The following is a 24,845-nucleotide window of genomic DNA, read 5'->3' on the forward strand; positions in this document are numbered from 1 at the left end:
ATTCCTAATTCTTAATTATCTAAGTCGCCCACGCCTTATCCCCTTTCTTATAATCTATGCAACCTTCATATTTTCCGGGCACTGCCACGTAGCGCAATGCTTTTGTTGCACCTTCTTTCGACGAGAAATAGCCCCAAACGGTGAGCTGTTTGTACATCGCAAAGTAGTGGTTAGGGTCAGACTTTTGTTTTGTCTTATTGTATTCTTTTGATTCTTTGTCAAGCTCTGTGAGCAATTGTGTTTTTTGCTCAGCCGTCAGCTTCATAAAAGGATCGTTGAATTTCTTTTTGCTCGCATCGTTTAGTTTATTGAAGCCTTCCATAAATATTTTTTGGTCCGCTTCAGTATAACAATCTGTTACGATCGCCTTCATAAACTCGCCGATCTTAGCCTCTTTCGCGCCGGGCGAAGATGCTGTTGCAGGCAAGATCGTTTCTCCTACTTCATCAAGAAATGCGATGTTATCCGGAGAAAAATCCAGCACTCCTGAAACTTTTTTGTCGGCGTTTGTACATCCGCTCAAAAAAACATCTGCTCCAATGATCGTGCCACCCAGTATAAGCGCCACACGCGATAGAGCATCTCTTCTTGTCATCATGATGATTTTTAAGTTTTGAGTTATAAGTTTTGAGTTGTAAGAAATAAAAGTCACGTTAATAGTCGAAGAATTTCGCACACCGACCACTACTCATAACTAATTACTCAGAACTCAAAACCCAAGTCGTTTTCAATTAATTAAATGTTTCCTTTCTTCAGTTCACTCACGGCATAATCCGCCGCCCTTGCTGTCAGCGCCATATAAGTCAACGAAGGATTTACACAAGAGGCCGACGTCATCGCAGCGCCATCTGTTACAAAAACATTTTGCGCATCCCACACCTGGTTGTATTTGTTCAACACAGATGTTTTAGGATCCAGACCCATACGCGCCGTTCCCATTTCGTGAATGCCGTCACCCATGTTGTGGCCGTTGTCCCAATGGTGCACATCCTTCACGCCCCCTGCTTCCAGCATTGCGACAGCTTCTTCAATGATCGCCTTGCGCATTTTCTTTTCGTTGTCCTTTATCTCTGCATCCATTTCAAGTACCGGCAATCCCCATTTATCTTTTACGTCTTTGCTAAGCGTTATTTTATTTTCGTGATATGGCAACACTTCACCAAAGCCGCCCATGCCCATTGTCCATGTACCCGGTTCTGTAATGGCTTCCTTAAAACCAGCGCCCACGCTAAGCTCTGCAACATTTCTGCTCCAGCCCTCGCGACTTGCACCGCCCTGATAACCGAAGCCTCTCATAAAATCTCTTTTATCGCCAAACAAGTTTGCGAAGCGAACCAAATAGATTCCATTTGCGCGACGGCCGAAATAATATTTGTCTTCGTAGCCTTCCATTCTTCCGGATGCCCCGAGGTTATAGTGATGATCCATGATGTTGTGACCAAGCTCTCCGCTGCTGCTTCCCAAGCCTTCCGGCCAAATGTCTGTTGCGCTGTTCATCAACACCCAGGCGCTATTTAATGCAGAGGCATTTACGAAAACTATTTTTGAATAAAACTCATAGGTCTTGTTTGTTTCACCATCTACCACTTCAACTCCCTTTGCTTTCTTCGTGTCTTTATCGTAAATGATTTTTGTAACAATGGACCACGGTCTCACTGTTAAATTACCTGTTGCCATGGCTGCTGGCAATGTAGAAGACTGCGTACTGAAATAACCACCGAAAGGACAACCTTCCCAGCACCTGTTTCTGAATTGGCACTGTGTGCGTGCCGGATGTGGTGCGGTAATGTGCGCCACTCGTCCGATGATCATGTGACGATTACCTTTGTAGTAATCTGTCAATCTTGCCGCAACATCTTTCTCCACGCAATTCATTTCCATTGGTGGAAGAAATTGTCCGTCAGGCAAGTGTTGCAAGCCTTCGAGCGAACCACTTATGCCCGCAAATTTTTCCACGTGATCATACCAAGGCGCCATATCCTTATAACGAATCGGCCAGTCGATAGCCCAACCGTCTTTTTTGTTGGCTTCAAAATCAAAATCGCTCCAGCGATAACTTTGCCTGCCCCACAATGTTGATCGTCCACCCAATTGATAGGTGCGCCACCAGTTGAATGGTTTCTTTTCAACGTAAGGACAATCTTTCTCGTTTGTCCATTTTTCCATAACCGCCTCCGATGCGCCCCAGCCGCGTGATATCACAGGTCGCTCTTTTCGTTGTTCCTGTGTTACACTGCCGCGATGCTCAAACTCCCACGGATCTTTATTGGCGGTGTTATAGTCTTTGATATGCTCATAGTTGCGACCTCTTTCCAGCATCAGAACTTTAAGACCTTTCTCCGAAAGTTCCTTTGCTGCCCATCCACCGCTTATTCCGGAGCCAATCACAATGGCATCATAAGTGTTCTGAGCCTGTGCTTTGTTGTTTATATTCAGAGTATCGCCGGGCATATTGTTTTAATTGAAAATTGAATGTTGAAAATGGAAAATTGAGAGCGGAGAGTTGCAAATTATCATTTTCAACTTTCAACTTTCAATTTTCAATTCCTAAAGGTTTCCTTTCTTAAGTTCGCTAACCGCATGATCCACCGCTCTTGCAGTAAATGCCATGTAGGTTAATGAAGGGTTTACACACGATGCAGATGTCATGAATGAACCATCAGTTACAAAAACGTTTGGCGCATCCCACACCTGGTTGTATTTATTCAATACAGATGTTTTGGCATCTTTACCCATTCTTGCAGTACCCATTTCGTGAATACCACGACCCGGCGTACCGTCACCATCATAACCCTTAATATCTTTAACGCCAGCAGCAGTAAGCATGTCTATAGCATCTTGTTGCATGTCTTTACGCATCTTGAGTTCGTTATCCTTTAGCTCGCAGTCAATGGCAAGTACATTCAATCCCCATTTGTCTTTCTTGTTCTTGTCAAGGGTTACTTTGTTTTCGTGGTAAGGAAGAATTTCGCCAAAGCCTCCTATACCCATTGTCCAGCGGCCGGGTTCAGTAAGCGCTTCTTTGAAATCAGCACCGATGTTCATTTCCGCTACTTCTCTGCTCCATCCCTGGCGACTCCCACCACCCTGGTATCCGAAACCACGGACATAATCTCTCTTGTCACCATTGTAGTTTCTGTAACGCGGAACATACACACCATTGGCGCGACGTCCGTAATAATATTTGTCTTCATAACCTTCTACCCAACCTCCGGCGCCTACGCCTAAGTGGTGATCCATCAGGTTATGCCCCAACGCTCCGCTGCTACTTCCCAAACCATCCGGCCAGATGTCTGTTGCAGAGTTCATCAGCAACCATGTAGAGTTTAATGTGGACGCATTTACGAAAACAATTTTTGCATTGTAGACATACGTTTTGTTTGTTTCTGCATCTAACACTTCAACACCGGTTGCACGTTTTTTATCTTTATCGTACAAAACTTTTGTAACGATGCTCCATGGTCTTAATGTAAGATTGCCTGTTTTCATAGCAGCAGGCAATGTAGAAGATTGAGTGCTGAAATAGCCGCCAAACGGGCATCCCAGCGAACACTTGTTTCTAAACTGGCAGTTCGTTCTACCTTCATGCGGAACAGTCAGATTTGCCGTACGGCCAATAATCATATGACGCTGCCCCTTGTAATATTCTTTTATTCTTGCAGAAACATCTTTCTCTACACAAGTCATGTCCATGGGTGGTAAAAACTGACCATCCGGCAATTGTGGAAGGCCATCTCTGTTACCACTGATACCCGCAAATTTTTCAACGTAATCATACCACGGCGCAATTTCATTGTAGCGTACCGGCCAGTCAACACCATGGCCGTCTTTTGCATTGGCTTCAAAATCGAGATCGCTCCAGCGATAACTTTGTCTGCCCCACATTAAAGAACGACCGCCAACATGATAGCCGCGGAACCAGTCAAATCTTTTTATTTCAGTGTAGGGAGATTCTTTTTCATTTACCCAATAATCAAGATTCATCTCATTTAAAGGATAATCGCGTTTCAATACAGGATAGTCCTGAATCATTTCCTGCGTGCGTTTTCCACGATGTGGAAAATCCCAGGCTTCTTTATTGGCGCTTGGATAGTCCTTTACGTGCTCTATGTTACGGCCGCGCTCCAGCATTAAAACTTTCAGCCCTTTTTCTGTAAGCTCTTTGGCTGCCCAACCACCACTGATACCGGAACCCACAACAATCGCATCATAAGTTTGATCTGCCATAATATATTTTTCTTTCTTTTTGGGTAATTCGTTTTACAATTAAAAATGTACGGTGTACGAAGTACTGAAAGCTCTTCGAGGTTTGCAGCTTCGAAGTTCTATTCTGTTGCCTCAGGCAACATTATCGCCAGAGGCGATAGAATAGTACTCCGAAGCTAAAAGCTTCGGAGAGCACACATCTTTCTACACGTCGCAAATCTCCACCGCTTTCTTAAGCGACGCCAGTTTATCTTTTGCTTTTGGAATGAACTCCTGCGCCACGTAACCTTTAAAATTCATTTCTTTGATAGCGTTCATAATAGCAGGATAATAAAGTTCCTGTGTTTCATCTATTTCATGCCTGCCTGGTACACCTGCGGTGTGGTAGTGCCCGATGTACTGACTATTATCTTTAATGGTTCTTATCACATCACCTTCATCGATCTGCATGTGATAGATATCGTACAACAATTTGAAATTGTTAGAATTCAATCGTTTGCACAACTCCACGCCCCATGGAGTTCTGTCGCACATGTAATCCTTGTGATTTACCTTGCTGTTCAACAGTTCCATGTGAATAGTAATGCCATTTTTTTCTGCTAAAGGCAATACTTGTTGCAAGCCTTCAACGCAATTTTTCAAACCTGTTTCATCATCCATGCCATTTCTGTTGCCGCTAAAGCAAATCACATCTTTATAACCAGCCTGCACCATTAACGGGATGATGTCCGTATGATCTTTGATCAATCGTGCATGTTGCGATTTATCGTTCCATCCTTTGGTCAAACTGTTTTCGCCGGATGTATAACACATCGAACTGTACACACCATACTGCTGCAAAATATGCCAGTCAGCAGGACCGATAAGGTCAATAGCACTAAAGCCAATTTGTTTTACTGCTTTGCACAGATCTTCAACACTGAAGTCGTTGAAGCACCATCGGCATACAGAGTGATTGATATTTCCTTTAAATTTTATCATAGCTGTTTCTTTTTCACCCGGCTGCGTGAAGGAAGAGAGCATATTGCCTCCTACTACTACTGCTGCCGATCCGGCGACCATATTTTTGATGGCACTTCTCCTGTTATGAGTGGACATAGATAACGTTTCTTTTTAAAAATTATAAACAAGTAAAAAGTAAAAACACTGGAATGCTCTGTTTTCTTTTTCAAATCATTCAGCAAAAAACAAAGCATCAGGTTTTGAATTTCTACTTTTAACTTTTGACTTATCCTTAATGCGCTACCGCCGTTTGCAACGATGGCTTCTTTCTCCCTTTCATATAAAAATAGAGTACTGAAAATGCCACTATCAGAATGATCGGAATAATCAGTGTAACATTAATGATTTGAGGACCCGCAGCTTTCTTTGCCTCAGCAAATGCATTCGCCATTTCTGTTCCGCCGGCTACATCGGAATAAGCTTTTACATCAGCTCCGGAAGGTAATTGGCCCGCAACCAGTCTGTCATAATAACCTCCCATGAAGATCATGTACAACGATACGGCAAACATGCCGGCACCGCCCATGAAATTCAATCCTACTGCGCCTGTTTTAGGTAAATTTTCTGAAACAAATCCCAGCATGGTTGGCCAGAAATAACATACACCAATACCGAAGATTATTGCTCCGGCAAACAACATGTTTCCTGTAGTGTGACCAAGAATGTATAAACCCAATGCAGCGAAGATTGCTGACATCAACAACACTCCTGCCGACGAAAATTTATGTACAACAGGTTCCGCAAATGCACGACCCAGTACCATTACACCTGTTTCAAGAGTCAATAGTAAAATGGCATTCTCTGTTACGTTCTTTAATAATACATCGATCCATTGTCCGGTAAACAATTCAGTGATGGCCGTTCCCAGCATCAAAATGATCATTACAAAAAACAAAGGATTGAGCAAAGACTTGTACATTTCTGAAGTACTAACACCACTTGATACTCTTTCTGTTGGCGGGAATTCAAGTTTGTTGAAAAGGTATCCGTAGAGCAACGTTGGTATTAGCATCAAGCCAACCAATAATTGCCAGTTGCTTAAATAATTTGTGTCGGGAATATTTACACCGATAAAGCGCACAATCAATGTTCCTATTACAATACCACCGGGGAACCACAGGTGAAAGTGATTGAGTTTGGCAGTCTTCTTTTCTGTATACAAACTGGCCACCAATGGATTACAGGCGGCTTCCACTGTACCATTTCCCATACCGATTAATAATGTTGAAATAAAGAGCGACCAGAAACCTGTCGCTGTAATCGTTAGCACAATACCCAACAAATGAAACACTGCTGCAGCGATCAATAATTTTTTCATGCCGATGATATCCACTATCATACCTCCTATAACGATGGCGAGTGGGAAACCCCAGAATGCGGTACTTGTAATAATACCAATTTGTTCTTGTGTTAAAGAAAACTGATGGCTCCACGTGCTTAATAAACCGGCACGGATACCGAAAGAGAGTGACGTTACTAGTAAAGCAAGACAACTTGCTATGAACAGTTTATTCCTGTTAATGGCCTGCATATCGTTTGTTGTGTTGGGTTAAATTAACTCGAATAAATTTATAGATTTATTTGTTTGGACGAACATTTTTTAAAAAATACTTTAATAAAAATCAGTTTTTGTTATGATTATACCCATCCAACCAAATAAAAAAATTTTAATAGCGAAATAATAGCGATGTAATAAATTTAACCTTTATCTTTTCCAATCATTTTGCTTGTTATATGGGAAATCTACAGATCAAAACGAATCCAAAACTCTATGATGCGATCATTGTAGGATCCGGTGCCGGCGGCGGTATGGCGGCCTACACTCTATCTAAAGCAGGTCTAAAAATATGCCTTATTGAAGCGGGCCCGATGTACGATCCTGCAAAGAATGTTACCCAGTTAAAAAATTCATGGGAGTCGCCAAGGCGTGGAGCAGCAACAAAGTTTCGCCCATTCGGCGATTTTGATGCTTGCTATCACGGCTGGGAAATTGATGGAGAACCCTACACCACTACAAAGGATACAGAATGGGATTGGTTCCGTGCAAGAATGATCGGAGGACGCACCAATCACTGGGGAAGAATCTCGTTACGCTTTGGTCCTAAAGATTTTAAGCGCAGAAGCATAGACGGCCTTGGTGAAGACTGGCCCATCTCCTACGATGATATCAAACCTTACTACGATCGTGTTGATAAACTAATCGGCATTTTTGGTTCGAATGAAGGATTGGAAGATCATCCTGACGGTTTTTTTCTTCCTCCGCCAAAACCAAGATTGCATGAGCTGATGTTAAAGAAAGGCGCAGCAAATGCTGGTGTACCGGTTATTCCTTCGCGCCTCTCTATTCTTACAAAAAAAATAAACGAAGAACGAGGTTCCTGTTTTTTCTGCAGTCAATGCGGAAGGGGCTGCCAGGTGTACGGCGATTTTTCTTCATCTTCCGTTTTAATAAAACCCGCAATGGCAACGGGTAATATTGATGTACTTACGAACGCAATGGCTCGCGAAGTGCTAACCAATAAAGAAGGTATTGCCACTGGTGTTTCCTATGTGAACAAAGGCGATCTGCAGGAATACGAGGTAAATGGTAAAGTGGTGATACTCGCTGCGAGTGCGTGTGAGTCTGCACGATTGCTACTTAATTCAAAATCCGCTAGACATGAAAATGGTCTTGCCAATTCCAGCAATGTCGTTGGAAAATATTTGCACGATTCTACGGGTGCCTCTATGGGTGGTGTAGTACCGCAACTGCTTGGGCGCAAACGATACAACGAAGATGGCGTGGGTGGTGCGCACATTTATTCGCCATGGTGGCTCGATAATAAAAAGCTTGACTTCCCTCGTGGTTATCATATTGAATATGGCGGTGGCATGCATATGCCGGGCTATGGCTTTACCAACGGCATTCAGTTCGTGAATGGAAAATTTGCAGTGAACGGACAGAAAAAACAGGCAGGTGGTTATGGTAAATCTTTGAAGGAAGATTACCGTTACTTCTATGGTGCACAAGTACACATGGCCGGCCGCGGAGAAGCAATTTCTTTTGAAAGTAATTATTGCGAAATAGATCCGGGTGTGGTAGATAAATGGGGCATTCCTGTGTTGCGCTTTAATGTAAAATGGAGTGAGCATGAAATCAAACAGGCGAAGCACATGAAGGAAACCTTCCAGGAAATTCTGCATCAAATGGGTGCGGTGGTTACCTATGGCGATGACTTTGGTCCGCACAATAATTACGGATTAGAAACGCCGGGAAAAATCATTCATGAAGCGGGAACCGTTCGCATGGGCAATGATCCAAAGCGTTCAGCATTAAATAAATGGAGCCAGGCACATGATTGCAAAAATGTGTTTTGTGTAGACGGCGGACAATTTGTTTCGCAGGCTGATAAAAACATTACCTGGACAATTCTTGCGTTGTCTATGCGTACGTCGGAATACATTGTTGAGCAATTAAAGAAACAGAATATTTAGAGAACAAAATTCACCACTAAGGCACTAAGGACTTTCTAAGTGCAACTTAGTGACCTTAGTGCCTTAGTGGTAAAAAATTTAAGTCTATGGATAGAAGAAAGTCGATTAAAGCGATGGCTCTTACCACGTTGTCTGCAGGCTTCCTGGCAGAAGCGTGCAAGTTGTCTGACAAGAAACAAGAAGAAGCAAAAGCTGAAGACAAAAAGGCCGACGGTGGTTATGACAGACAACCGGAGGAGATGGAAAAGCTCAAGGCCATTGCTGCACAAACTTTTTTTACACCGGATGAAATGGCAACCATCACGATACTGGGAGACATCATTATACCGCGTGATGAAGTAAGCGGCAGTGCATCCGATGCGAAAGTGCCCGAGTTCATTGAGTTTATTGTAAAAGACATGCCGGAATATCAGATACCGATTCGTGGTGGCTTGCGCTGGCTAGATGTGCAATGCATGAAACAATTTGGCAAGGCTTTTAAAGATTGCGACGAGAAACAACGTATTGAAATGGTGGATCAAATCGCTTATCCAGAAACAGCAAAACCAACAATGAAGCAGGGTGTAGCCTTCTTCAATAAATTTCGCGACCTTGTTGCCACCGGTTTTTTCACTTCTGAAATGGGCGTGAAAGACATCGGCTACGTGGGCAACAAACCCAATCAATGGAACGGCGTACCGGATGATGTGTTGAAGCAATATGGTTTGGCGTATAGTGAGAAGGAATTGAAGGAGTGTGTAAGTTTTAGCTAGGAATTAGAAATTCAATGATGCGAAGCCAAGCGGCTTGATAAAACAAACGCATCTTGCTTGTCATCCCGACGAAGGAGGGATCTGGGTTTCCCACCGGCAAGCAAGCTGCGAAAATAAGCACGCAGATCCCTCCTTCGTCGGGATGACAAGCAGTCTTTCGTTACTGATTATAAACATTGCTTAATTGAAATATCTGGTATTTAAAAACGCTAAAAATAAAGAACAGCTTTAACTATCAACGTTCTCCTAACAACGAAACACTATCAACTAACAACTATACATATATGAAAAAACTCAGAATGGGCATGATCGGCGGAGGGCCAGGAGCCTTTATTGGCGCGGTTCACCGCATTGCGGCAAATATGGATGGACAAATTGAACTGGTTTGCGGAGCGTTTAGTAGCGATGCTGCAAAATCAAAACAGGCAGGTGAAGAATTATTCCTCGCGCCGGAAAGAGTGTATGGCTCTTACAAGGAAATGATCGAAAAAGAAAAACAACTTCCAGAGGATGTAAGGATGCAGATCGTTAGCATAGTAACACCAAACCACGTGCATTTCGAGCCTTCGAAAATGGCCTTGGAAAATGATTTTCACGTGATCCTCGATAAACCAATGACCTTCACGCTTGATGAAGCAAAGGCTTTGCAACAGGTAGTTGAAAAAACAGGAAAAGTATTTTGTCTTACACACACTTACACCGGCTACCCTATGGTAAAGCAGGCGAAGCAAATGGTGAAAAGTGGCGCACTGGGAAAGATCAGAAAAATATATGTTGAGTATCCTCAGGGTTGGCTGAGCACTTTCCTTGAAGGAAGCGATTCCAAACAAGCCGCATGGCGCACCGACCCGAAGCGTAGTGGAATAGCGGGTTGTATGGGAGACATCGGCACACATGCTTTTAATATGGCAGAATATGTGAGCGGTTTGAAAACAACAAAAATTTGCGCAGATTTAAACATCGTTGTCGAAGGCAGACAACTAGATGATGATGGTGCTGTATTACTCAAATTTGACAACGGAGCAACTGGCGTTTTGTTTGCTTCTCAAATAGCAGCCGGAGAAGAGAACAATGTGAAAGTAAGAGTATACGGAGAAAAAGGTGGCGTGGAATGGCAACAGCAAGATGCTAATACCTTAATGGTAAAATGGCTGGATAAACCCGCTGAGATCTATCGCACGGGCACAGGTTATGTAAACTCCTATGCGTCGCATAACAGCCGCACTCCTGCGGGACACCCAGAAGGTTATCTCGAAGCATTTGCAAACCTCTACCGCAACTTTGCACTAACCGTACGTGCAAAAGAAAACGGCGAAACACCAAAGCCCGAATGGCTCGATTTCCCCGGCATCGAAGATGGCGTCCGCGGAATGGCGTTCATTGAAAATGTGGTGAAGAGCGGGAAGAGTGAGCAAAAATGGACAGACTTTGGCATTTAAAATCAAAACTCAAAAGTAAAAATTCAAAAATGGTAGCAGATTGTTAACGTTTTTTACTTTTTACTTTTTACTTTTTACTTTTTACTTTTTACTTTTTACTTTTTACTTTTTACTTTTTACTTAATAATTTTTCCAATGACAACTCTCAAAGGACCCGGCATATTCCTCGCACAATTCATGGGCGATCAGCCTCCTTTTAATAACCTGAAATCTATTTGCCTCTGGGCCGAGTCACTTGGCTTTAAAGGCGTTCAAATACCTACGTGGGATGCGCGTTGTATCGATCTGCAAAAAGCAGCGGAAAGCAAAACATATGCTGATGAGATCAAGGGCATTGTGAATGAATGCGGCATGGAGATCACAGAACTTTCTACGCACTTACAAGGACAGTTGGTTGCAGTACATCCGGCTTACGATACGATGTTTGACGGCTTCGCTCCTGCTGAACTGCATGGCAATGCTAAAGCAAGAACAGAATGGGCAGTACAACAATTAAAGTATGCAGCAAAGGCTTCGCAAAACTTAGGCTTGAATGCTCATGCAACATTCAGCGGTGCTTTGTTGTGGCACACGGTGTATCCATGGCCGCAGCGCCCTGCGGGCCTTGTTGAAACGGGCTTTACCGAATTAGCGAAAAGATGGCTACCGATACTAAACGTTTTTGATGAACACGGTGTGGATGTTTGCTACGAAATCCATCCGGGTGAAGATTTGCATGATGGTGTAAGCTATGAAATGTTCCTCGAGAAAGTAAACAATCACAAAAGAGCTTGCCTGCTGTATGATCCATCGCATTTTGTGTTGCAGTGTCTCGACTATCTTTCTTACATCGACATTTATCATGAGCGTATAAAGATGTTTCACGTAAAGGATGCGGAGTTTAATCCAACCGGCAGACAAGGCGTGTATGGCGGTTACCAAAGCTGGATAGACCGTGCAGGACGCTTCCGTTCATTGGGAGATGGCCAGGTTGATTTCAAATCGGTGTTCAGCAAAATGGCGCAATACGATTTTAAGGGATGGGCGGTAATGGAATGGGAATGCTGCCTGAAACACCCGGAAGATGGCGCGAAAGAAGGCGCTAAGTTCATTAAAGATCACATCATTCGTGTAACTGAAAAAGCGTTTGATGATTTTGCGGGAACAGGCGCTGACGAGAAGACGAACCGTGCAATACTGGGAATTTGAAAATGCCTTCTGTGAAACAATGCGATGCACAATCAGGTGCATATATTCAAACTTGTCATTTTTCTAAAGACCCAAATAAAACACTAAGACACTAAGAAACACTAAGCTTCACTAAGGAAAACCGAAAAGTGTAGCGATTCTTAGTGAAACTTAGTGTCCTTAGTGCCTCAGTGGTAAAAATTCGAGATTGGCCTTTCAAGAATAACAAAACACAACACACCTTTCAAAACATAGAATATGAAAAAACTCTGGTTTGCTGCAATTTTACTTCCGGGCTTTTTTGCGTGGAAAACAGCAACAAAAAACAATATCGAAAAATACGCAAGCAGACCCTCGAATGATGGTTGGATCACTTTGTTCAACGGCAAAGATTTGAGCAAGTGGCACAGCTACGGCAAATCAAATGTTGCGGGTGCCTGGAAAATAGAAAACGGCGTGATTCATTTGGATGCAAAAAGCAAAAAAGAAGGTGAAGGTGGCGACCTTGTGACGAATGAAGAATTCGACAACTTTGATTTGAAACTCGAGTGGAAAATTTCTCCTAAAGGAAATAGCGGCATTATCTTTTTCATTCACGAAGACACTGCTCAATTCCACCAAACATATTCAACAGGCGCTGAAATGCAGGTGGTAGATAACGAGGGCCATCCGGACGGACATATCATGAAACACAAGGCCGGTGATCTTTACGATCTTATCTCCTCTTCAAAAGAAGCACAGAAACCTGTAGGGGAATGGAACGCCGTTGAAATTAAATCTTTGAACGGCAAACTTGACCTTTACCTGAACGGTATAAATGTAGTGTCAACGACTATGTGGGATGATAACTGGAAACAACTTATTGGCAACAGCAAATTCAAAACATGGCCAAACTGGGGCACTTACAAAAAAGGAAAAATTTCCTTACAGGACCACGGAGATGATGTGTGGTACAGGAATATTAAGATCATGAAATTGAAGTAAGCATTCAAAAGTAAAAATTAAAAAGTCAAAAGCTAAGAGCGCATCATGCCTTCTTACTTTTGACTTTTTAATTTTTACTTTTTACTTACAAAGGTCTCACCCAAATATTTCTATAACTAATCGGCTCGCTTGGATCGCCGTGATCCTGTAGCTTGATAGCGCATGGACCATGCTTATGATACGCCGGTTGTCCTATCCACGCAGTTTCGCCTTTTAATTCAAAATTATTTTGCAGCAACACACCGTTTTGGAAAACAGTAACTCTTGCAGCGCTCTTTAGAGAGCCGTCATCATTAAAGCGTGGAGCTGTCCAGATAACATCATAGGTTTGCCACTCTCCCGGTTTTTTACATGCATTTGCTAAGGGAATTGCTTGCTTGTAAATGCTTCCTGTTTGTCCGTTCACATATGTTTTGTTGTTGTAACAATCCAGTACCTGCAACTCATATCCCGCATCTCCCTTACCTGTTGAAGCAAGGAAAACACCACTGTTACCGCGAGCCTGATTGCTGCCAGTGATATTTTCAGGTATGCGCCATTCAATGTGTAATTGATAGTCTGTAAAAGTTTGCTTTGTTTGTATGTTGCCTGTTCCTTTTTTAACAGTAACAGCGCCATTATTCACCATCCACTGTGCAGCACCGCCATCCTTTACACTTTGCCAACTGTCAAGATTTTTCCCATCAAACAAAACGATGGCATCAGAAGGTGCATCAGCAAAGGTTTTCCCTGGTGTAACCATTTTAGGTTCCGGTTGCCAGACTTCGGTTTCCGCCGCCTTTTCTGCATCAGTTTTTTGTTTTTCTTGGGCCATAGCCATTGTCGTTATGAATAGGCCTGCGATTAAAAGATAAGCTTTCATTGTATGATTTGAGATTTGAGATTTTAAGTTAGAGAGCAGATGACACTGATTAAACTGATTTTCACTGATCTGTTGATGAACAGAAAACATTTCATCAATCAGTATCAAATGCCCCACAAAAAGAACTCTTAATTCTTAATTCCATGTCGTTTAGTTAAGCAACTTTTCAATTACTTGGTTGCTATGTCCAGGAAAAAAAGACTGCTTGTCATCCCGACGAAGGAGGGATCTGCGTGATTGTTTACGCATGATGTTCGTTAGTGTTAGGCACAGATCCCTCGTTCCTCGGGGATGACAAGCAAGATGCTTTTGTTTTTTCAAACACCTCACTAAACTACATTGAATTCCTAATTGTTAATTGAATGCCGCCCTATTAATTATTAATTATTAATTAAACCTTAGGAAGTTTATACCCATTATGATACTCGGCAGACAACAATTTATTCGCCGCTTTATCATCATTGAAATCACGCTTCACATCATCCCAGTAAATTTTCTTTCCAGTGCGGAACGATATGTTTCCCATCTGACAAACAGTGGCAACATGCGCTCCATCTTGTATCGGACAATGCAGGTCCTCCATTTTTCTGCTTTTCACAACGTCAATAAAGTTTTGCGCATGCAGTGTCAATCCATCATCTTCACGTTTTTGCCTTGTCACTGCATCCATTTTTTCTTTACCGTTTATCTTCTCCGGAATCACTTCCCATCCACCTCTATCTACTACAAGCGTGCCATTATTTCCAATAAAAGCCACACCGTGGTCTCGGCTATAAGGCCCGTCGTTTATGCCCGTTGCATGTTCCCAGAGCATATTGAATCCGTTGAATTCGTACACAGTTTGCAGCGTGTCAGGTGTTTCTTCAGCATCATCAGGATACGCAAATTTTCCGCCGCTTGCGACGATGCTCTTTGGTGTGTTTGCTTTCATACCCAGCAAAGCATAATCGATCATATGTACGCCCCAGTCAGTCATAAGGCCACCGGCATAATCCCAGTACCAACGAAAATTAAAATGAAAGCGATTGGGATTGAATTGCCGTTTTACCGCAGGGCCGAGCCACATATCGTAATCAACACCTGCCGGCACCGGACCGTCGGGCTGCATTGGTATTGATTTCATCCATCCCTGATATGCCCAGGCCTTTACAAGCCTGACCTGACCAAGCTTTCCGGAATGTACAAAATCCATCGCGTCGCGGTAATGCTTGTTGCTTCTTTGCCACTGCCCTACCTGTACTACGCGATTGTATTTTTGCTGAGCACCCACCATTGTACTGCATTCTACAATTGAATTTCCCGCAGGCTTTTCGCAATACACGTCTTTACCTGCAGCGCAGGCGTCATGCATTACCAGGCAGTGCCAGTGATCAGGCGTGCCTATTACCACCACATCAACATCTTTGTTATCGAGCAATTTTCTGTAGTCACTGTAGGTTGCCACTTTCATGCCTTTTTGTGCGAGTTCAGCAGCACGTTTGTCCAACACACTTTTATCTACATCACACAATGCAACACATTGCACTTCGGGAATTTTCAACAGCGCAGTCAGATCTGCCCAACCCATTCCGTTAATGCCAATGGCACCTACGTTGATTTTTGCATTGGGAGAAATAGCTTTTTTTCTTGCAAGAAGTTCCATAGGCAAGGCCGCTGCAAGTCCCGCTCCTGCTAAATAAAGGGAAGATGATTGTAGGAAAGCTCGTCTTTTCATATTGGCAATTTTGTATCAATGGTTGTAGAAAATGATTTGACTCTATAGGTAAATATAAGAATTGAAAATTGAAAATGAAGGGAAAATCCCACTAAGCAAAGATTGAACTTTGCTGAACAGAAGACAAATGTTCAGATGCGTTATCGCAGCACTGCAAGAGACAATAATGTCGTTAGTAATACCACAAGTCAGTTCACAATAGTCAATAGAGAGCATGTACGATTCAGCGTCATTTTCAACTTTCAATTTTCAATTTTCAATTAAAAAAGCTTTTTTCCCTAAATTCATTCTTCCAAAAACAACCAATAATGATCAAAAATGTTTTGTTTGCTCTTTGCGTTCTTGCAGTCACGCTAAGTTGTGCCGCTCCTCATGCTACTGCGAAAAAGAAATACAGCGTACTGATATATTCGAAAACAGCCGGTTACCATCATGCTTCAATTGCAGCAGGTATAAAGGCGATACAAAAGCTGGGAACAGAAAACAACTTTGCTGTAGATAGCACTACAGACAGCACCTATTTTACTCCTCAAAATCTAAAAAAATACAACGCCATTATTTTCCTCAGCACTACCATGAATGTATTGGATATTAATGGACAGGCGGCGTTTGAAAAATATATTCAATCCGGTGGAGGTTATGTTGGTGTACATGCCGCAAGCGACACAGAATATGATTGGCCATGGTACAACAAATTGGTTGGTGCTCAGTTTAAGAGTCACCCGAAACAACAGGAAGCAGTTTTGCATGTGGTCGACACAACTTTTATTGCGACCAAACATTTGCCCAGCGTATGGAAAAGATGGGACGAATGGTACAATTTCAAAAACCTTATGGTCGACAGCACCTACCATGTTTTAATCACAATTGACGAAAGCAGCTATAAAGGCGGCGAAAATGGCGACTTTCACCCAATGGCCTGGTATCACAATTTCGATGGCGGAAGAGCATTCTACACGGAACTCGGCCACACAGATGAGTCTTATGCGGACCCATTGTTCCTGAACCACCTACTAGGCGGCATTAACTATGCAATTGGGAAAAAGCCGTAGGCTTTTTAATTTGAAAATTTGAAAATGTGGGAATTTGAAAATGCTTTTAGCGCATCGGTGCTTATTTATCATTGACAACTTTAAGCATCGATAGCTATAAATGACCAATCATCAACTTTTAGCATTTTCAAATTTTCAAATTTTCAGATTGAATTCAGAATTTCAAATCATCTTAGTTGCATGAAGATCCTGATCATAGAAGACGAAAAGGCTTTAGCCAACAGCATTGCCACTTACCTGGGCAATGACAACTATGTTTGCGAACTGGCACCTTCATTTGATGTTGCGCTGGAAAAAACATCGCTGTATGATTATGCCTGCATTATACTCGACATCACTTTGCCTGATGGAAATGGTCTGGAAATTCTAAAGCATCTGAAAAAACAAAACAAGACGGACGGTGTGTTGATCATTTCTGCAAAAAACTCGCTCGACGATAAGGTGCAAGGGTTAAGAACGGGCGCAGACGATTATCTCAGCAAACCATTTCATTTACCGGAGCTGGCAGCACGCGTAGAGGCTATTATCCGCCGCAAATCTTTTTCCGGACAAAACATCATCGAGTTTGATGAAATTTCTGTGGACCTCGATGCCAAGCAGGTTTCCGTAAACAATAAAAACATCGATCTTACACGCAAAGAGTATGATCTGTTGATATATTTTATGGCCAACAAAAACAAAGTGATCAGCAAAGGCGCAATTGCCGAACACCTGTGGGGCGACAATATGGATATCGCGGATAACTACGACTTCATCTATGCGCACATTAAAAATTTGCGTAAAAAATTATTGCAGGCCGATTGCCCGGACTATATTCAATCGGTATATGGAATGGGTTATAAATTCGGCATTCCCAAATAGGCGGAAACATGAAACTGTTTACAAAATACTCCCGCATCAATCTGCTCATAACAGTAGCAATCTTTATACTGGCCAGTATTGCATACGCTTTTCTGTTGCGATATGTAATGATCGAATTTGTAAACGACAACCTCAAGATCGAACAAAGGGAAATAGAAACTTTCGTCAGCAGATACAATAAGCTTCCGGAAATAATTCACGTTCAGGAACAAGAGGTTAGTTATGCGCCTGTTGCCGGTCCAATGCCTAAGCATAAATTCACCTCTATAAGACTGTGGGAGCCAGATGAAAAAAAGCTCGAGCTTTTCAGGCAAATAACTTTTACCGTGCAGGTTAGCGGCCAATGGTACCTGGCCAAAGTAGCGATTTCAATGGAAGATATGGGCGATATGATACGTCTCATTCTGGTAATCACTATTGTTACTATTTTGCTAATATTGATGATGACAGCACTTATCAATCGCGTGGTTTTAAAACACCTGTGGAAACCTTTTTACGAGACGCTTGCAACTATCAATAACTTTCAACTAGGCAATAAAAATAAAATACAACTTTCGCAAACCAACATTGATGAGTTTGATCTCATGAACAAAACGCTTGATGAGTCGCTCAATAAAGCAGAGAATGATTATTTGTTGCTAAAGGAATTTACAGCAAATGCTTCACACGAATTGCAAACACCGCTTGCGATCGTAAGATCCAAAATGGATATTTTGATTCAGGATGAAAACCTTTCTGAATCACAAAGTAAAGCGGCACAAAGTGCCTACGATGCTATTCAACGAATGGCAAAGCTTAACCAATCGCTGCTACTATTAGCAAAGATTGAAAACAAGCAATTTGAGGATGTTGCCATAATAAACCTGAAAGAAAAGATTAAAACAAAACTGGATGATTTTTTTGAATTGTGGCAGAGCAAACATCTAACGATCAAAAAAGACCTCAGCGATTGTGAGATACAAATGAACCCGTTGCTGATAGAAATAATGCTGAATAATTTACTGAGTAATGCTACAAAACACAACATTCAAGACGGGCAAATCTCAATCACCTTAACGGCAAAAAAGCTGATCATTGCAAACACAAACGACGCTCCTGAGCTTGATGAAAAGCAACTGTTCACCAGGTTTTATAAAAATTCCGTTACAAGCGACAATGGCCTTGGATTATGTATAGCAAAACAAATCTGTGACCTTAATGGGTTTGTACTGAGCTACCATTACCAAAACTATCAACACACATTTTCAATTGATTTCTAGGAAAAAAGAAGGATAAGGAAAAATCGTTTTTTGTTGTGCCAGGCGAAAGAACAAGCAGAAATTGCCTGCTCTCCGCTGGGCTTCATAATTTTAAGGCAATGCAAACTTATAGAGTCTGTGAGACGTCAATATTAAGCCCATGAGAAGAAATCATTAAATATTAAATCAAATTGCTGGTTATAAAAGAATTCACTTTGTCACGAAAAGTTTCTCCAACCGGAAAACATTGTTGTTTATTAATACAGACCTCATTTTTGCTAAGCAGGTTGATTCTGTCAACGTTTACGATAAAGGACTTGTGAATGCGGATAAACTGATCACCGGCCAAGAGGTCTTCGAGATCTTTCATATTTGCAAGCGACATAAACATATTCTCCAGCGTGTGGATCTTCACGTAGTTTCTGCAACCTTCAATAAACACAATTTCACTGAAGTTTACCTTATGCATCATTGAATTGTGGCGTACAAAAAAATAGTTCTTCATAACCGGTTATTTTCTCTATATGCGAATTTGGGATTTTGTAAATAAAGGTGACTTCCGGTCACCGCCACCTATTAACCGTCTGTCATTAAATCCGTCCATTTTTTCTATAGACTAATTGGAGAGAGAGTGATAAGTTGTTAGTTATTTATCAATTAGGCTTTATAATTAGCCATTCATTATTATTTCCACTTGGTTTCCTTTCCCCTTTTCTAATTCCTGATTCCTCTAAAGCCCATGCATACTCTTAAACGCATCCTCCAATTCCTTCGTAAGCGCCTTCACTTCTTCGGGCCTGCCGAGCCAGGAAGCGGGTGTGATTTGCAGCAGTGCTATTTTCCATTCATCACCCTTTTTAACCGTCACAATGGATTGAATAGTGTTTAGGTCAGGATTCATTTCTGCGCCGTATTCAGGCATGATACCGGCAACCGCACGAAGCAGCGCTGTACTATCCGATAAAAATCTCACCTCGCGTATGAGGTACACAAACGGGTTGCTCTTATAGTTTTTGAATATGTCGCTTAAACGTGCATTAATGTTTTCACTGCCATTTTCCTGGGTACCATCAAAACCAACAATGCTACCGTCATCTGCAAACAAGGAAGACATTTTATCTCCGGACCGCATATTCCAAAACGCGATCAACTGTTCGTACAGTTTTCTCATTTTAAGTTCTTCGTTCATTGAGATATGTTTTTATAGGTGTAAAGCATTCCTAATTCCTAATTCCTAATTCCTAATTTCTCCCTACATTATCATTTTGCTTCTTCGCTCCATCAAAATTGTATTTCTCCAAAGGTCATCCATTTTGCCAATTTTTTCCCTGTACCCCACTTCTCTGAAACCTGCGTAGGCATGCAGTTTCCGGCTGGCAATATTTTCCGGAAAGATACTCGCCTGCAAAGTCCACACGTTATTTTCTTCGCTTAAATTTATCAGTTCAAGCAACAGCTTTTTTCCAATTCCTTTACCACGCTTATCGTCGCGCACATACACACTTACCTCGCACACACCTACGTACACAGCACGTGACGAAGCGGCTGAAAGCGCGGCCCAGCCAACTATAACGCTATCTTCCAATGCTACGATGCGACAATCCTTGGAAAATTTCACGTCCCAGATTTCCCAGTTGGGCGCCATGTTTTCAAACGTTGCTTCTCTCGTATCGATGCCTTGCTGATAGATTTCTTTTACAGCAGCAAAATCGTGTTTATCAAATTGCCTGATAATCATATACTATTTATGTCTTTTAAAAAAGTCTACAATCATTCCATCAGTCAAAATCAACAATTCAAGCCAAATGTGATAGTTAGGCATTCGCAACCTTTTTACCTTTGTACTGTAATATTATTTGTATGAAAATAACAGCACTTGAACTGCATTGCGAAAGCATTGCTTCTACATTGGATTTTTATAAAAACACTATAGGTCTTCCTGTTCTTTACAACAATGAGCAAAAGGTTGTGTTTGCAGCGGGTAGCACTAAACTCGTTTTTCGCAAATCATTTGATGACAAACCTGTCTATCATTTTGCCTTTAACATTCCCGGCAACAAATTTGAAGAGGCATTTCTTTGGGCGTCCTCTAAATTTACACTTTTCAATATAACTCCGCAAACGACCATCGCAAATTTTACCAGCTGGAACGCAAAGGCTTTTTACTTTCTCGATAACAATCAAAACATTATAGAGTTCATTGCTCGGTATGATTTGCGTGCAACTTCCAACAAACCTTTTAGCGGACAGACCATTTTATCAGTGAGCGAAATCGGATTGGTGGTGGAAAATGTGGAGGCATTTTGCGATACAATTATAGAAGATTTTGGCCTTGATTATTTTGCAAAACAAGCACCGCAAACAGATTTCGCACCGCTTGGCAATGACGAAGGTTTGTTAATTGTTGTGGGAAATAATCGTAAATGGTACCCAACAGACGTCTGTTCAAATCTTTTTTACACTAAGGTTGAATTTGAACAAAACGGCCAGTTCGCAGAATTTGAAATCAATATGGAAGGAGCTCTCTGCTAAAAGATTCTTTATTCAATGATGGTATTTGCCAGTTGAAAAATGGTAAACATGTGATGTGCTTCATGCAACAGAAAAAACTCCGTCCACTGCACAATGGTTAACCTCCCGAATTTTTTGTGAATACCCACCCGTGCCAGCTTTTCATCGGGTAATGATGTAATGAGATGAAGAATCGCCTGCCTGTCTTTCTGCAGAGCATTCATCAGTCGTTCGCTATCCCATTTTTTCCATTCTTCAAATTCCGGATCGTTGTCTGCCACATAAGCTTCAAATATTGGTTCCGGTTGCGTAAGCATAATGTGAATGCGGTCTATGAAAACAGGCTGATATTTTACGAGATGAACGATATTTTCGTGAATAGACCATTTCCCGGCTCTTATTTCTTTTTTCAGTTTTGCTTCGTTTGCAGAAGCAACAATTGAAGCAATTGCTTCATGCTGGTTTGCCAGCCGGCTGACCAAAGCGGGGTATAATTTCATAATTACAAATCTAATTATTACAATTGTAAGATGCCAGCCGAATCTACGGCTCTGTAATTCTCGTAAATCGTTGTATGAAAAAGCTTCATTTCCTATTGACGATCAAATTACTAGCAACTTTGTTGCTTGTGCCGGTACCATTTGCCTGCACAAAAAGCGGTACTGTACATGTTCCGCTAAACAATCCGCCGACTGGCACGACTGATACAACAAACCACTCCCGATATAGTTTTCTGGCGCTCGGAGATTCTTACACTATAGGTCAATCTGTAACCGAGCAGGAAAGATTTCCTGCACAAACGGTGAAGCGACTTGAGCAAACAGGCAAATATTTTGATGCCATTAAATACGTAGCAACTACGGGCTGGACCACCATCGACCTGGCTGCTGCAATTGGCACACAACAACTCTCTGCAAAATATTCTGTCGTTACATTATTGATCGGCGTGAACGATCAATACCAGGGACTTGATGCCGATGGTTATCGCAAAAGATTTACACAGTTATTGTCAACAAGCATTTCATTTACAAGCGATGCGCAACATGTTTTTGTATTGTCTATTCCAGACTACAGTGTTACTCCTTTTGCGTCGCACACCGGCGACACAACACGCATACGTACACAGATCGATCAATTCAACAGCATTAATAAAGAAATTTCGTTAAGGAGCGGCGTGAACTACCTGGACATCACACCATCCACAAGACTCGCCTTAAACGACCCTTCCTTAATTGCGAATGATGGCCTTCACCCTTCGGGAAAATTATATGGCAAATGGGTGGAAATTTTGTTTCCTGTTATGAATGATGTTTTGAAGTGAGGTGTGATGTACGATAGCCATCCGGATGCACCATTCAATTGAATCTCGCACACTGTACATCGCCCACGGCGCTAAAGCAATTAAAAGAAATAAACTAACTTCCCTATTCAATCTCCCAAAATGTCTGATCAAAAAGAATTAGAAAAAGAACTAGCCGCAAAGGAAGCTGTGAAATCTGTTAAGCAAAGTCAGATTGTTGGATTGGGCACGGGTTCTACAGCAAAGTATGTAATAATTGAGCTTGGCAAAATGGTGAAGGATGGCTTGAAAATTCAATGCATTCCCACATCAACCAAAACTGCTGAGCTTGCGACATCTTATAACATTCCACTGATTGATATTAACACCGTCAATCACATTGACGTGACCATCGACGGCGCAGATGAATTTACAAAAGAGAAAATGTTGATCAAAGGTGGCGGTGGCGCACTGCTGAGAGAAAAGATCGTCGCCTCACTTACTAAAGAAGAAATCATTATTGCCGATGCCAGCAAGAAGGTTGATAAGCTGGGCAAATTCACATTGCCAATAGAAGTCATTCCGTTTGCCTTAAACTACGTACAGCATCAGATTGTTTCACTGCAAGGCAAAGGCAAACTGCGCATGAATAATAACAAACCTTTCCTTACCGATCAGCAGAACTACATTATAGATTCTGATTTCGGCTTAATAGACAATCCTCGTGTATTGGCGGAAAAACTCAATCAAATTGAAGGTCTGGTAGCACATGGATTGTTCATTGGCCTCGCGGCGAGGGTTATTATGGGAGTTGGAGATAGCGTTCAAGTTTTTAATTAAGAATTAAGAATTCAATGTCGTTTAGTTAAGGGGTTTGAAAAAGCAAAAGCATCTCGCTTGTCATCCCGAGGAACGAGGGATCTGGGCCTAACACTACCGAACACTATGCGTAAACAATCACGCAGATCCCTCCTTCGTCGGGATGACAAGCAGTCTTTCTTTGCTGGACATAGCAACCAAGTAATTGAAAAGTTGCCTAACTAAACGACATTGAATTAAGAATTAAGAATTGTCTAGGTGCATCGGTACCAGCAATCATTGGCTTTCCCGAGTGCAAAGAATATATTCAAACAAACGAAAGGCTTCGATAAACTCTGCTTGAGTCAATCGAAGCCTTTACACTATCGGACATTTCTAATTCCTAATTTCTAACTTCTAATTCCTAATTGACTGCAAGTCGTTCCCCGCAATCTCCTCCCACTTATACAAATGAAACGTTCTGTCGTTGCTCATTACAACAAATAAGCCTTTGGGGAAATTGGGCCCGAGAGGAGTGGAAATTGTTTCTGATCCATCGCTTTGCGTGGCGGCAACGTTTACAACTTTCAATAATTTATGATTGAAAGGATTGCTGGCATCCCCTTCCCTACTGAAAATCTGGAAACGGTTTGCACCCTGATCGGAAACTAAAATATAACCTGTAGAATCTGTAAGCTGGTAAATGGAAATACCTTCATGGTCTTCTTTGAAGCCTTCTGTTCCGAAGATGGAAAGTTGTTTGTTCCCTTTTACTGCATCGGCATAATATTGTTTTACGCCAACACCTTCGTCGGAATAATAAACATAACCTAAGGCATCATCTACCATGATGGATTCAATTTCCTTTTTCTTACTGAAGCTTCCAAACTTGCGAACAAGTGTTGCTTTTACATTTCCCTTGCTATCATCTTCCAATAAATACTGGCCAATGTAACCTTCTGCCGGACCATTTTTGCGGCCAACGAAAGCATATATTTTTCCTTGTTTGTCGTGGTACATACCAATACCCATGAGGTCGCGGTATTCAGCTTCAGTATCGCCGACAAACATTTCCAAACCGCCATTGTCAATTGGTTTCATATCGGGCAAAGAAAACACGCGAAGCTTGTGCGTCATCCTTTCTGTCGTAACAGCTATATCAACAGGCTTTCCGTTTAATATCAAACCGTATTCAACATCAACATTGTTGGGGCGTTGTAAATTCTTCACCACCTTATCGTGCTGAATTTTTCCCTGCAGATCGAAGACATACAAGGCGCCGTCTTTGTCTTTGTCAGTTCCAATGATCAGGCTCTTCGCAGGATCAGCGGGATTGATCCACACTGCAGGATCGTCCGTATCATATGTTACCGCTTCCGTTACAAATAAAGGCTTTGCCTGTGTTTCCGTTTCCGTTTTTTGTGCCGGCGCTTTGGGCTGAGCCTGGCAACCTGCAACCGCAACCAGTGCGGCTACAGTAATAATGCTCTTCATTTTACTCATCTC

The 24,845-nt window shown here is 41.9% G+C and carries 23 protein-coding genes; 11 read left to right on the forward strand and 12 right to left on the reverse strand.

What is annotated here, in order from left to right; all coding sequences use genetic code 11:
* Window positions 1–19: 19 nt before the first annotated feature.
* The 5 genes from QJ048_RS08155 to QJ048_RS08175 all read right to left on the reverse strand — a co-directional run bounded on the left by QJ048_RS08155 (window position 20) and on the right by QJ048_RS08175 (window position 6,739).
* Entirely contained in the window at window positions 20–598 is a 579-nt protein-coding gene (locus tag QJ048_RS08155) for a gluconate 2-dehydrogenase subunit 3 family protein (RefSeq protein WP_345774535.1), read from the reverse strand.
* A gap of 137 nt (window positions 599–735) precedes the next feature.
* On the reverse strand, window positions 736–2,451 hold the full coding sequence (locus QJ048_RS08160; protein WP_282333843.1) for a GMC oxidoreductase: 1,716 nt from the start codon (window positions 2,449–2,451) through the stop codon (window positions 736–738).
* A gap of 96 nt (window positions 2,452–2,547) precedes the next feature.
* Window positions 2,548–4,227, reverse strand: a complete 1,680-nt coding sequence (locus QJ048_RS08165; protein WP_282333844.1) for a GMC oxidoreductase — start codon at window positions 4,225–4,227, stop codon at window positions 2,548–2,550.
* 183 nt (window positions 4,228–4,410) lie between these two features.
* Entirely contained in the window at window positions 4,411–5,304 is an 894-nt protein-coding gene (locus tag QJ048_RS08170; RefSeq protein ID WP_282333845.1) for a hydroxypyruvate isomerase family protein, read from the reverse strand.
* A 136-nt stretch (window positions 5,305–5,440) separates the two neighbouring features.
* Window positions 5,441–6,739 (reverse strand): MFS transporter, encoded by a 1,299-nt coding sequence (locus QJ048_RS08175; protein ID WP_282333846.1) that lies wholly within the window; start codon window positions 6,737–6,739, stop codon window positions 5,441–5,443.
* A 203-nt stretch (window positions 6,740–6,942) separates the two neighbouring features.
* Here QJ048_RS08175 and QJ048_RS08180 point away from each other — a divergent pair, with 203 nt between their 5' ends.
* From QJ048_RS08180 to QJ048_RS08200, 5 genes are all read left to right on the forward strand, one after another.
* Window positions 6,943–8,682 (forward strand): GMC oxidoreductase, encoded by a 1,740-nt coding sequence (locus QJ048_RS08180; protein WP_282333847.1) that lies wholly within the window; start codon window positions 6,943–6,945, stop codon window positions 8,680–8,682.
* 86 nt (window positions 8,683–8,768) lie between these two features.
* A complete protein-coding gene (locus QJ048_RS08185) occupies window positions 8,769–9,434 on the forward strand; it encodes a gluconate 2-dehydrogenase subunit 3 family protein (RefSeq protein WP_282333848.1) in 666 nt (221 codons plus the stop codon).
* 284 nt (window positions 9,435–9,718) lie between these two features.
* Entirely contained in the window at window positions 9,719–10,873 is a 1,155-nt protein-coding gene (locus QJ048_RS08190; RefSeq protein ID WP_282333849.1) for a Gfo/Idh/MocA family protein, read from the forward strand.
* 135 nt (window positions 10,874–11,008) lie between these two features.
* Complete coding sequence (locus tag QJ048_RS08195; protein WP_282333850.1) at window positions 11,009–12,061, forward strand: sugar phosphate isomerase/epimerase family protein; 1,053 nt, start codon at window positions 11,009–11,011, stop codon at window positions 12,059–12,061.
* A 237-nt stretch (window positions 12,062–12,298) separates the two neighbouring features.
* The gene (locus QJ048_RS08200) at window positions 12,299–13,024 is read left to right on the forward strand and encodes a 3-keto-disaccharide hydrolase (RefSeq protein WP_282333851.1); all 726 of its coding nucleotides are present in this window, start codon (window positions 12,299–12,301) and stop codon (window positions 13,022–13,024) included.
* A gap of 85 nt (window positions 13,025–13,109) precedes the next feature.
* On the opposite strand, the gene QJ048_RS08205 is transcribed toward QJ048_RS08200, so the two are convergent.
* Together QJ048_RS08205 and QJ048_RS08210 are read right to left on the reverse strand one after the other, a co-directional pair.
* Window positions 13,110–13,838: a 3-keto-disaccharide hydrolase gene (locus QJ048_RS08205; RefSeq protein ID WP_282333852.1), complete on the reverse strand. Its 729-nt coding sequence runs from the start codon at window positions 13,836–13,838 to the stop codon at window positions 13,110–13,112.
* Between the two features lie 439 nt (window positions 13,839–14,277).
* The gene (locus QJ048_RS08210) at window positions 14,278–15,600 is read right to left on the reverse strand and encodes a Gfo/Idh/MocA family protein (protein ID WP_282333853.1); all 1,323 of its coding nucleotides are present in this window, start codon (window positions 15,598–15,600) and stop codon (window positions 14,278–14,280) included.
* A 308-nt stretch (window positions 15,601–15,908) separates the two neighbouring features.
* Here QJ048_RS08210 and QJ048_RS08215 point away from each other — a divergent pair, with 308 nt between their 5' ends.
* The 3 genes from QJ048_RS08215 to QJ048_RS08225 all read left to right on the forward strand — a co-directional run bounded on the left by QJ048_RS08215 (window position 15,909) and on the right by QJ048_RS08225 (window position 18,772).
* Window positions 15,909–16,652, forward strand: a complete 744-nt coding sequence (locus tag QJ048_RS08215) for a ThuA domain-containing protein (RefSeq protein WP_282333854.1) — start codon at window positions 15,909–15,911, stop codon at window positions 16,650–16,652.
* A 180-nt stretch (window positions 16,653–16,832) separates the two neighbouring features.
* Window positions 16,833–17,513, forward strand: a complete 681-nt coding sequence (locus QJ048_RS08220) for a response regulator transcription factor (protein ID WP_282333855.1) — start codon at window positions 16,833–16,835, stop codon at window positions 17,511–17,513.
* A gap of 8 nt (window positions 17,514–17,521) precedes the next feature.
* The gene (locus tag QJ048_RS08225; protein ID WP_282333856.1) at window positions 17,522–18,772 is read left to right on the forward strand and encodes a sensor histidine kinase; all 1,251 of its coding nucleotides are present in this window, start codon (window positions 17,522–17,524) and stop codon (window positions 18,770–18,772) included.
* 160 nt (window positions 18,773–18,932) lie between these two features.
* Here QJ048_RS08225 and QJ048_RS08230 read toward each other — a convergent pair whose 3' ends face one another.
* From QJ048_RS08230 to QJ048_RS08240, 3 genes are all read right to left on the reverse strand, one after another.
* The gene (locus QJ048_RS08230; protein ID WP_282333857.1) at window positions 18,933–19,256 is read right to left on the reverse strand and encodes a LytR/AlgR family response regulator transcription factor; all 324 of its coding nucleotides are present in this window, start codon (window positions 19,254–19,256) and stop codon (window positions 18,933–18,935) included.
* A gap of 225 nt (window positions 19,257–19,481) precedes the next feature.
* Window positions 19,482–19,940, reverse strand: coding sequence for an SgcJ/EcaC family oxidoreductase (locus tag QJ048_RS08235; RefSeq protein ID WP_282333858.1), 459 nt, complete (start codon window positions 19,938–19,940; stop codon window positions 19,482–19,484).
* 63 nt (window positions 19,941–20,003) lie between these two features.
* Window positions 20,004–20,489 (reverse strand): GNAT family N-acetyltransferase, encoded by a 486-nt coding sequence (locus tag QJ048_RS08240; protein ID WP_282333859.1) that lies wholly within the window; start codon window positions 20,487–20,489, stop codon window positions 20,004–20,006.
* Window positions 20,490–20,611: 122 nt separating this feature from the next.
* Here QJ048_RS08240 and QJ048_RS08245 point away from each other — a divergent pair, with 122 nt between their 5' ends.
* Window positions 20,612–21,283, forward strand: coding sequence for a VOC family protein (locus QJ048_RS08245; RefSeq protein ID WP_282333860.1), 672 nt, complete (start codon window positions 20,612–20,614; stop codon window positions 21,281–21,283).
* An 8-nt stretch (window positions 21,284–21,291) separates the two neighbouring features.
* On the opposite strand, the gene QJ048_RS08250 is transcribed toward QJ048_RS08245, so the two are convergent.
* Window positions 21,292–21,762 (reverse strand): DinB family protein, encoded by a 471-nt coding sequence (locus QJ048_RS08250; protein ID WP_282333861.1) that lies wholly within the window; start codon window positions 21,760–21,762, stop codon window positions 21,292–21,294.
* A 74-nt stretch (window positions 21,763–21,836) separates the two neighbouring features.
* Here QJ048_RS08250 and QJ048_RS08255 point away from each other — a divergent pair, with 74 nt between their 5' ends.
* Entirely contained in the window at window positions 21,837–22,583 is a 747-nt protein-coding gene (locus QJ048_RS08255; protein WP_282333862.1) for an SGNH/GDSL hydrolase family protein, read from the forward strand.
* A gap of 120 nt (window positions 22,584–22,703) precedes the next feature.
* On the forward strand, window positions 22,704–23,381 hold the full coding sequence (gene rpiA / locus QJ048_RS08260; protein WP_282333863.1) for a ribose-5-phosphate isomerase RpiA: 678 nt from the start codon (window positions 22,704–22,706) through the stop codon (window positions 23,379–23,381).
* Window positions 23,382–23,756: 375 nt separating this feature from the next.
* Here the strand turns inward: rpiA and QJ048_RS08265 are convergent, their stop codons facing one another.
* Complete coding sequence (locus QJ048_RS08265) at window positions 23,757–24,842, reverse strand: phytase (RefSeq protein WP_282333864.1); 1,086 nt, start codon at window positions 24,840–24,842, stop codon at window positions 23,757–23,759.
* Between the last annotated feature and the right edge of the window lie 3 nt (window positions 24,843–24,845).

The sequence above is a fragment of the Pinibacter soli genome, from assembly GCF_029961145.1.
Lineage (GTDB): Bacteria > Bacteroidota > Bacteroidia > Chitinophagales > Chitinophagaceae > Pinibacter > Pinibacter soli.

Bases quoted from the DNA above. Each gene is read 5' to 3' on its own strand.
- QJ048_RS08225 (WP_282333856.1), top strand. From the start codon at position 17,522: ATGAAACTGTTTACAAAATACTCCCGCATCAATCTGCTCATAACAGTA.
- QJ048_RS08240 (WP_282333859.1), bottom strand. From the start codon at position 20,489: ATGATTATCAGGCAATTTGATAAACACGATTTTGCTGCTGTAAAAGAA.
- QJ048_RS08200 (WP_282333851.1), top strand. From the start codon at position 12,299: ATGAAAAAACTCTGGTTTGCTGCAATTTTACTTCCGGGCTTTTTTGCG.
- QJ048_RS08170 (WP_282333845.1), bottom strand. From the start codon at position 5,304: ATGTCCACTCATAACAGGAGAAGTGCCATCAAAAATATGGTCGCCGGA.
- QJ048_RS08180 (WP_282333847.1), top strand. From the start codon at position 6,943: ATGGGAAATCTACAGATCAAAACGAATCCAAAACTCTATGATGCGATC.
- QJ048_RS08210 (WP_282333853.1), bottom strand. From the start codon at position 15,600: ATGAAAAGACGAGCTTTCCTACAATCATCTTCCCTTTATTTAGCAGGA.
- QJ048_RS08220 (WP_282333855.1), top strand. From the start codon at position 16,833: ATGAAGATCCTGATCATAGAAGACGAAAAGGCTTTAGCCAACAGCATT.
- QJ048_RS08190 (WP_282333849.1), top strand. From the start codon at position 9,719: ATGAAAAAACTCAGAATGGGCATGATCGGCGGAGGGCCAGGAGCCTTT.
- QJ048_RS08255 (WP_282333862.1), top strand. From the start codon at position 21,837: ATGAAAAAGCTTCATTTCCTATTGACGATCAAATTACTAGCAACTTTG.
- QJ048_RS08215 (WP_282333854.1), top strand. From the start codon at position 15,909: ATGATCAAAAATGTTTTGTTTGCTCTTTGCGTTCTTGCAGTCACGCTA.
- QJ048_RS08265 (WP_282333864.1), bottom strand. From the start codon at position 24,842: ATGAGTAAAATGAAGAGCATTATTACTGTAGCCGCACTGGTTGCGGTT.
- QJ048_RS08250 (WP_282333861.1), bottom strand. From the start codon at position 21,762: ATGAAATTATACCCCGCTTTGGTCAGCCGGCTGGCAAACCAGCATGAA.
- QJ048_RS08245 (WP_282333860.1), top strand. From the start codon at position 20,612: ATGAAAATAACAGCACTTGAACTGCATTGCGAAAGCATTGCTTCTACA.
- rpiA (WP_282333863.1), top strand. From the start codon at position 22,704: ATGTCTGATCAAAAAGAATTAGAAAAAGAACTAGCCGCAAAGGAAGCT.
- QJ048_RS08205 (WP_282333852.1), bottom strand. From the start codon at position 13,838: ATGGCCCAAGAAAAACAAAAAACTGATGCAGAAAAGGCGGCGGAAACC.
- QJ048_RS08195 (WP_282333850.1), top strand. From the start codon at position 11,009: ATGACAACTCTCAAAGGACCCGGCATATTCCTCGCACAATTCATGGGC.
- QJ048_RS08235 (WP_282333858.1), bottom strand. From the start codon at position 19,940: ATGAACGAAGAACTTAAAATGAGAAAACTGTACGAACAGTTGATCGCG.
- QJ048_RS08165 (WP_282333844.1), bottom strand. From the start codon at position 4,227: ATGGCAGATCAAACTTATGATGCGATTGTTGTGGGTTCCGGTATCAGT.
- QJ048_RS08160 (WP_282333843.1), bottom strand. From the start codon at position 2,451: ATGCCCGGCGATACTCTGAATATAAACAACAAAGCACAGGCTCAGAAC.
- QJ048_RS08185 (WP_282333848.1), top strand. From the start codon at position 8,769: ATGGATAGAAGAAAGTCGATTAAAGCGATGGCTCTTACCACGTTGTCT.
- QJ048_RS08175 (WP_282333846.1), bottom strand. From the start codon at position 6,739: ATGCAGGCCATTAACAGGAATAAACTGTTCATAGCAAGTTGTCTTGCT.
- QJ048_RS08230 (WP_282333857.1), bottom strand. From the start codon at position 19,256: ATGAAGAACTATTTTTTTGTACGCCACAATTCAATGATGCATAAGGTA.
- QJ048_RS08155 (WP_345774535.1), bottom strand. From the start codon at position 598: ATGATGACAAGAAGAGATGCTCTATCGCGTGTGGCGCTTATACTGGGT.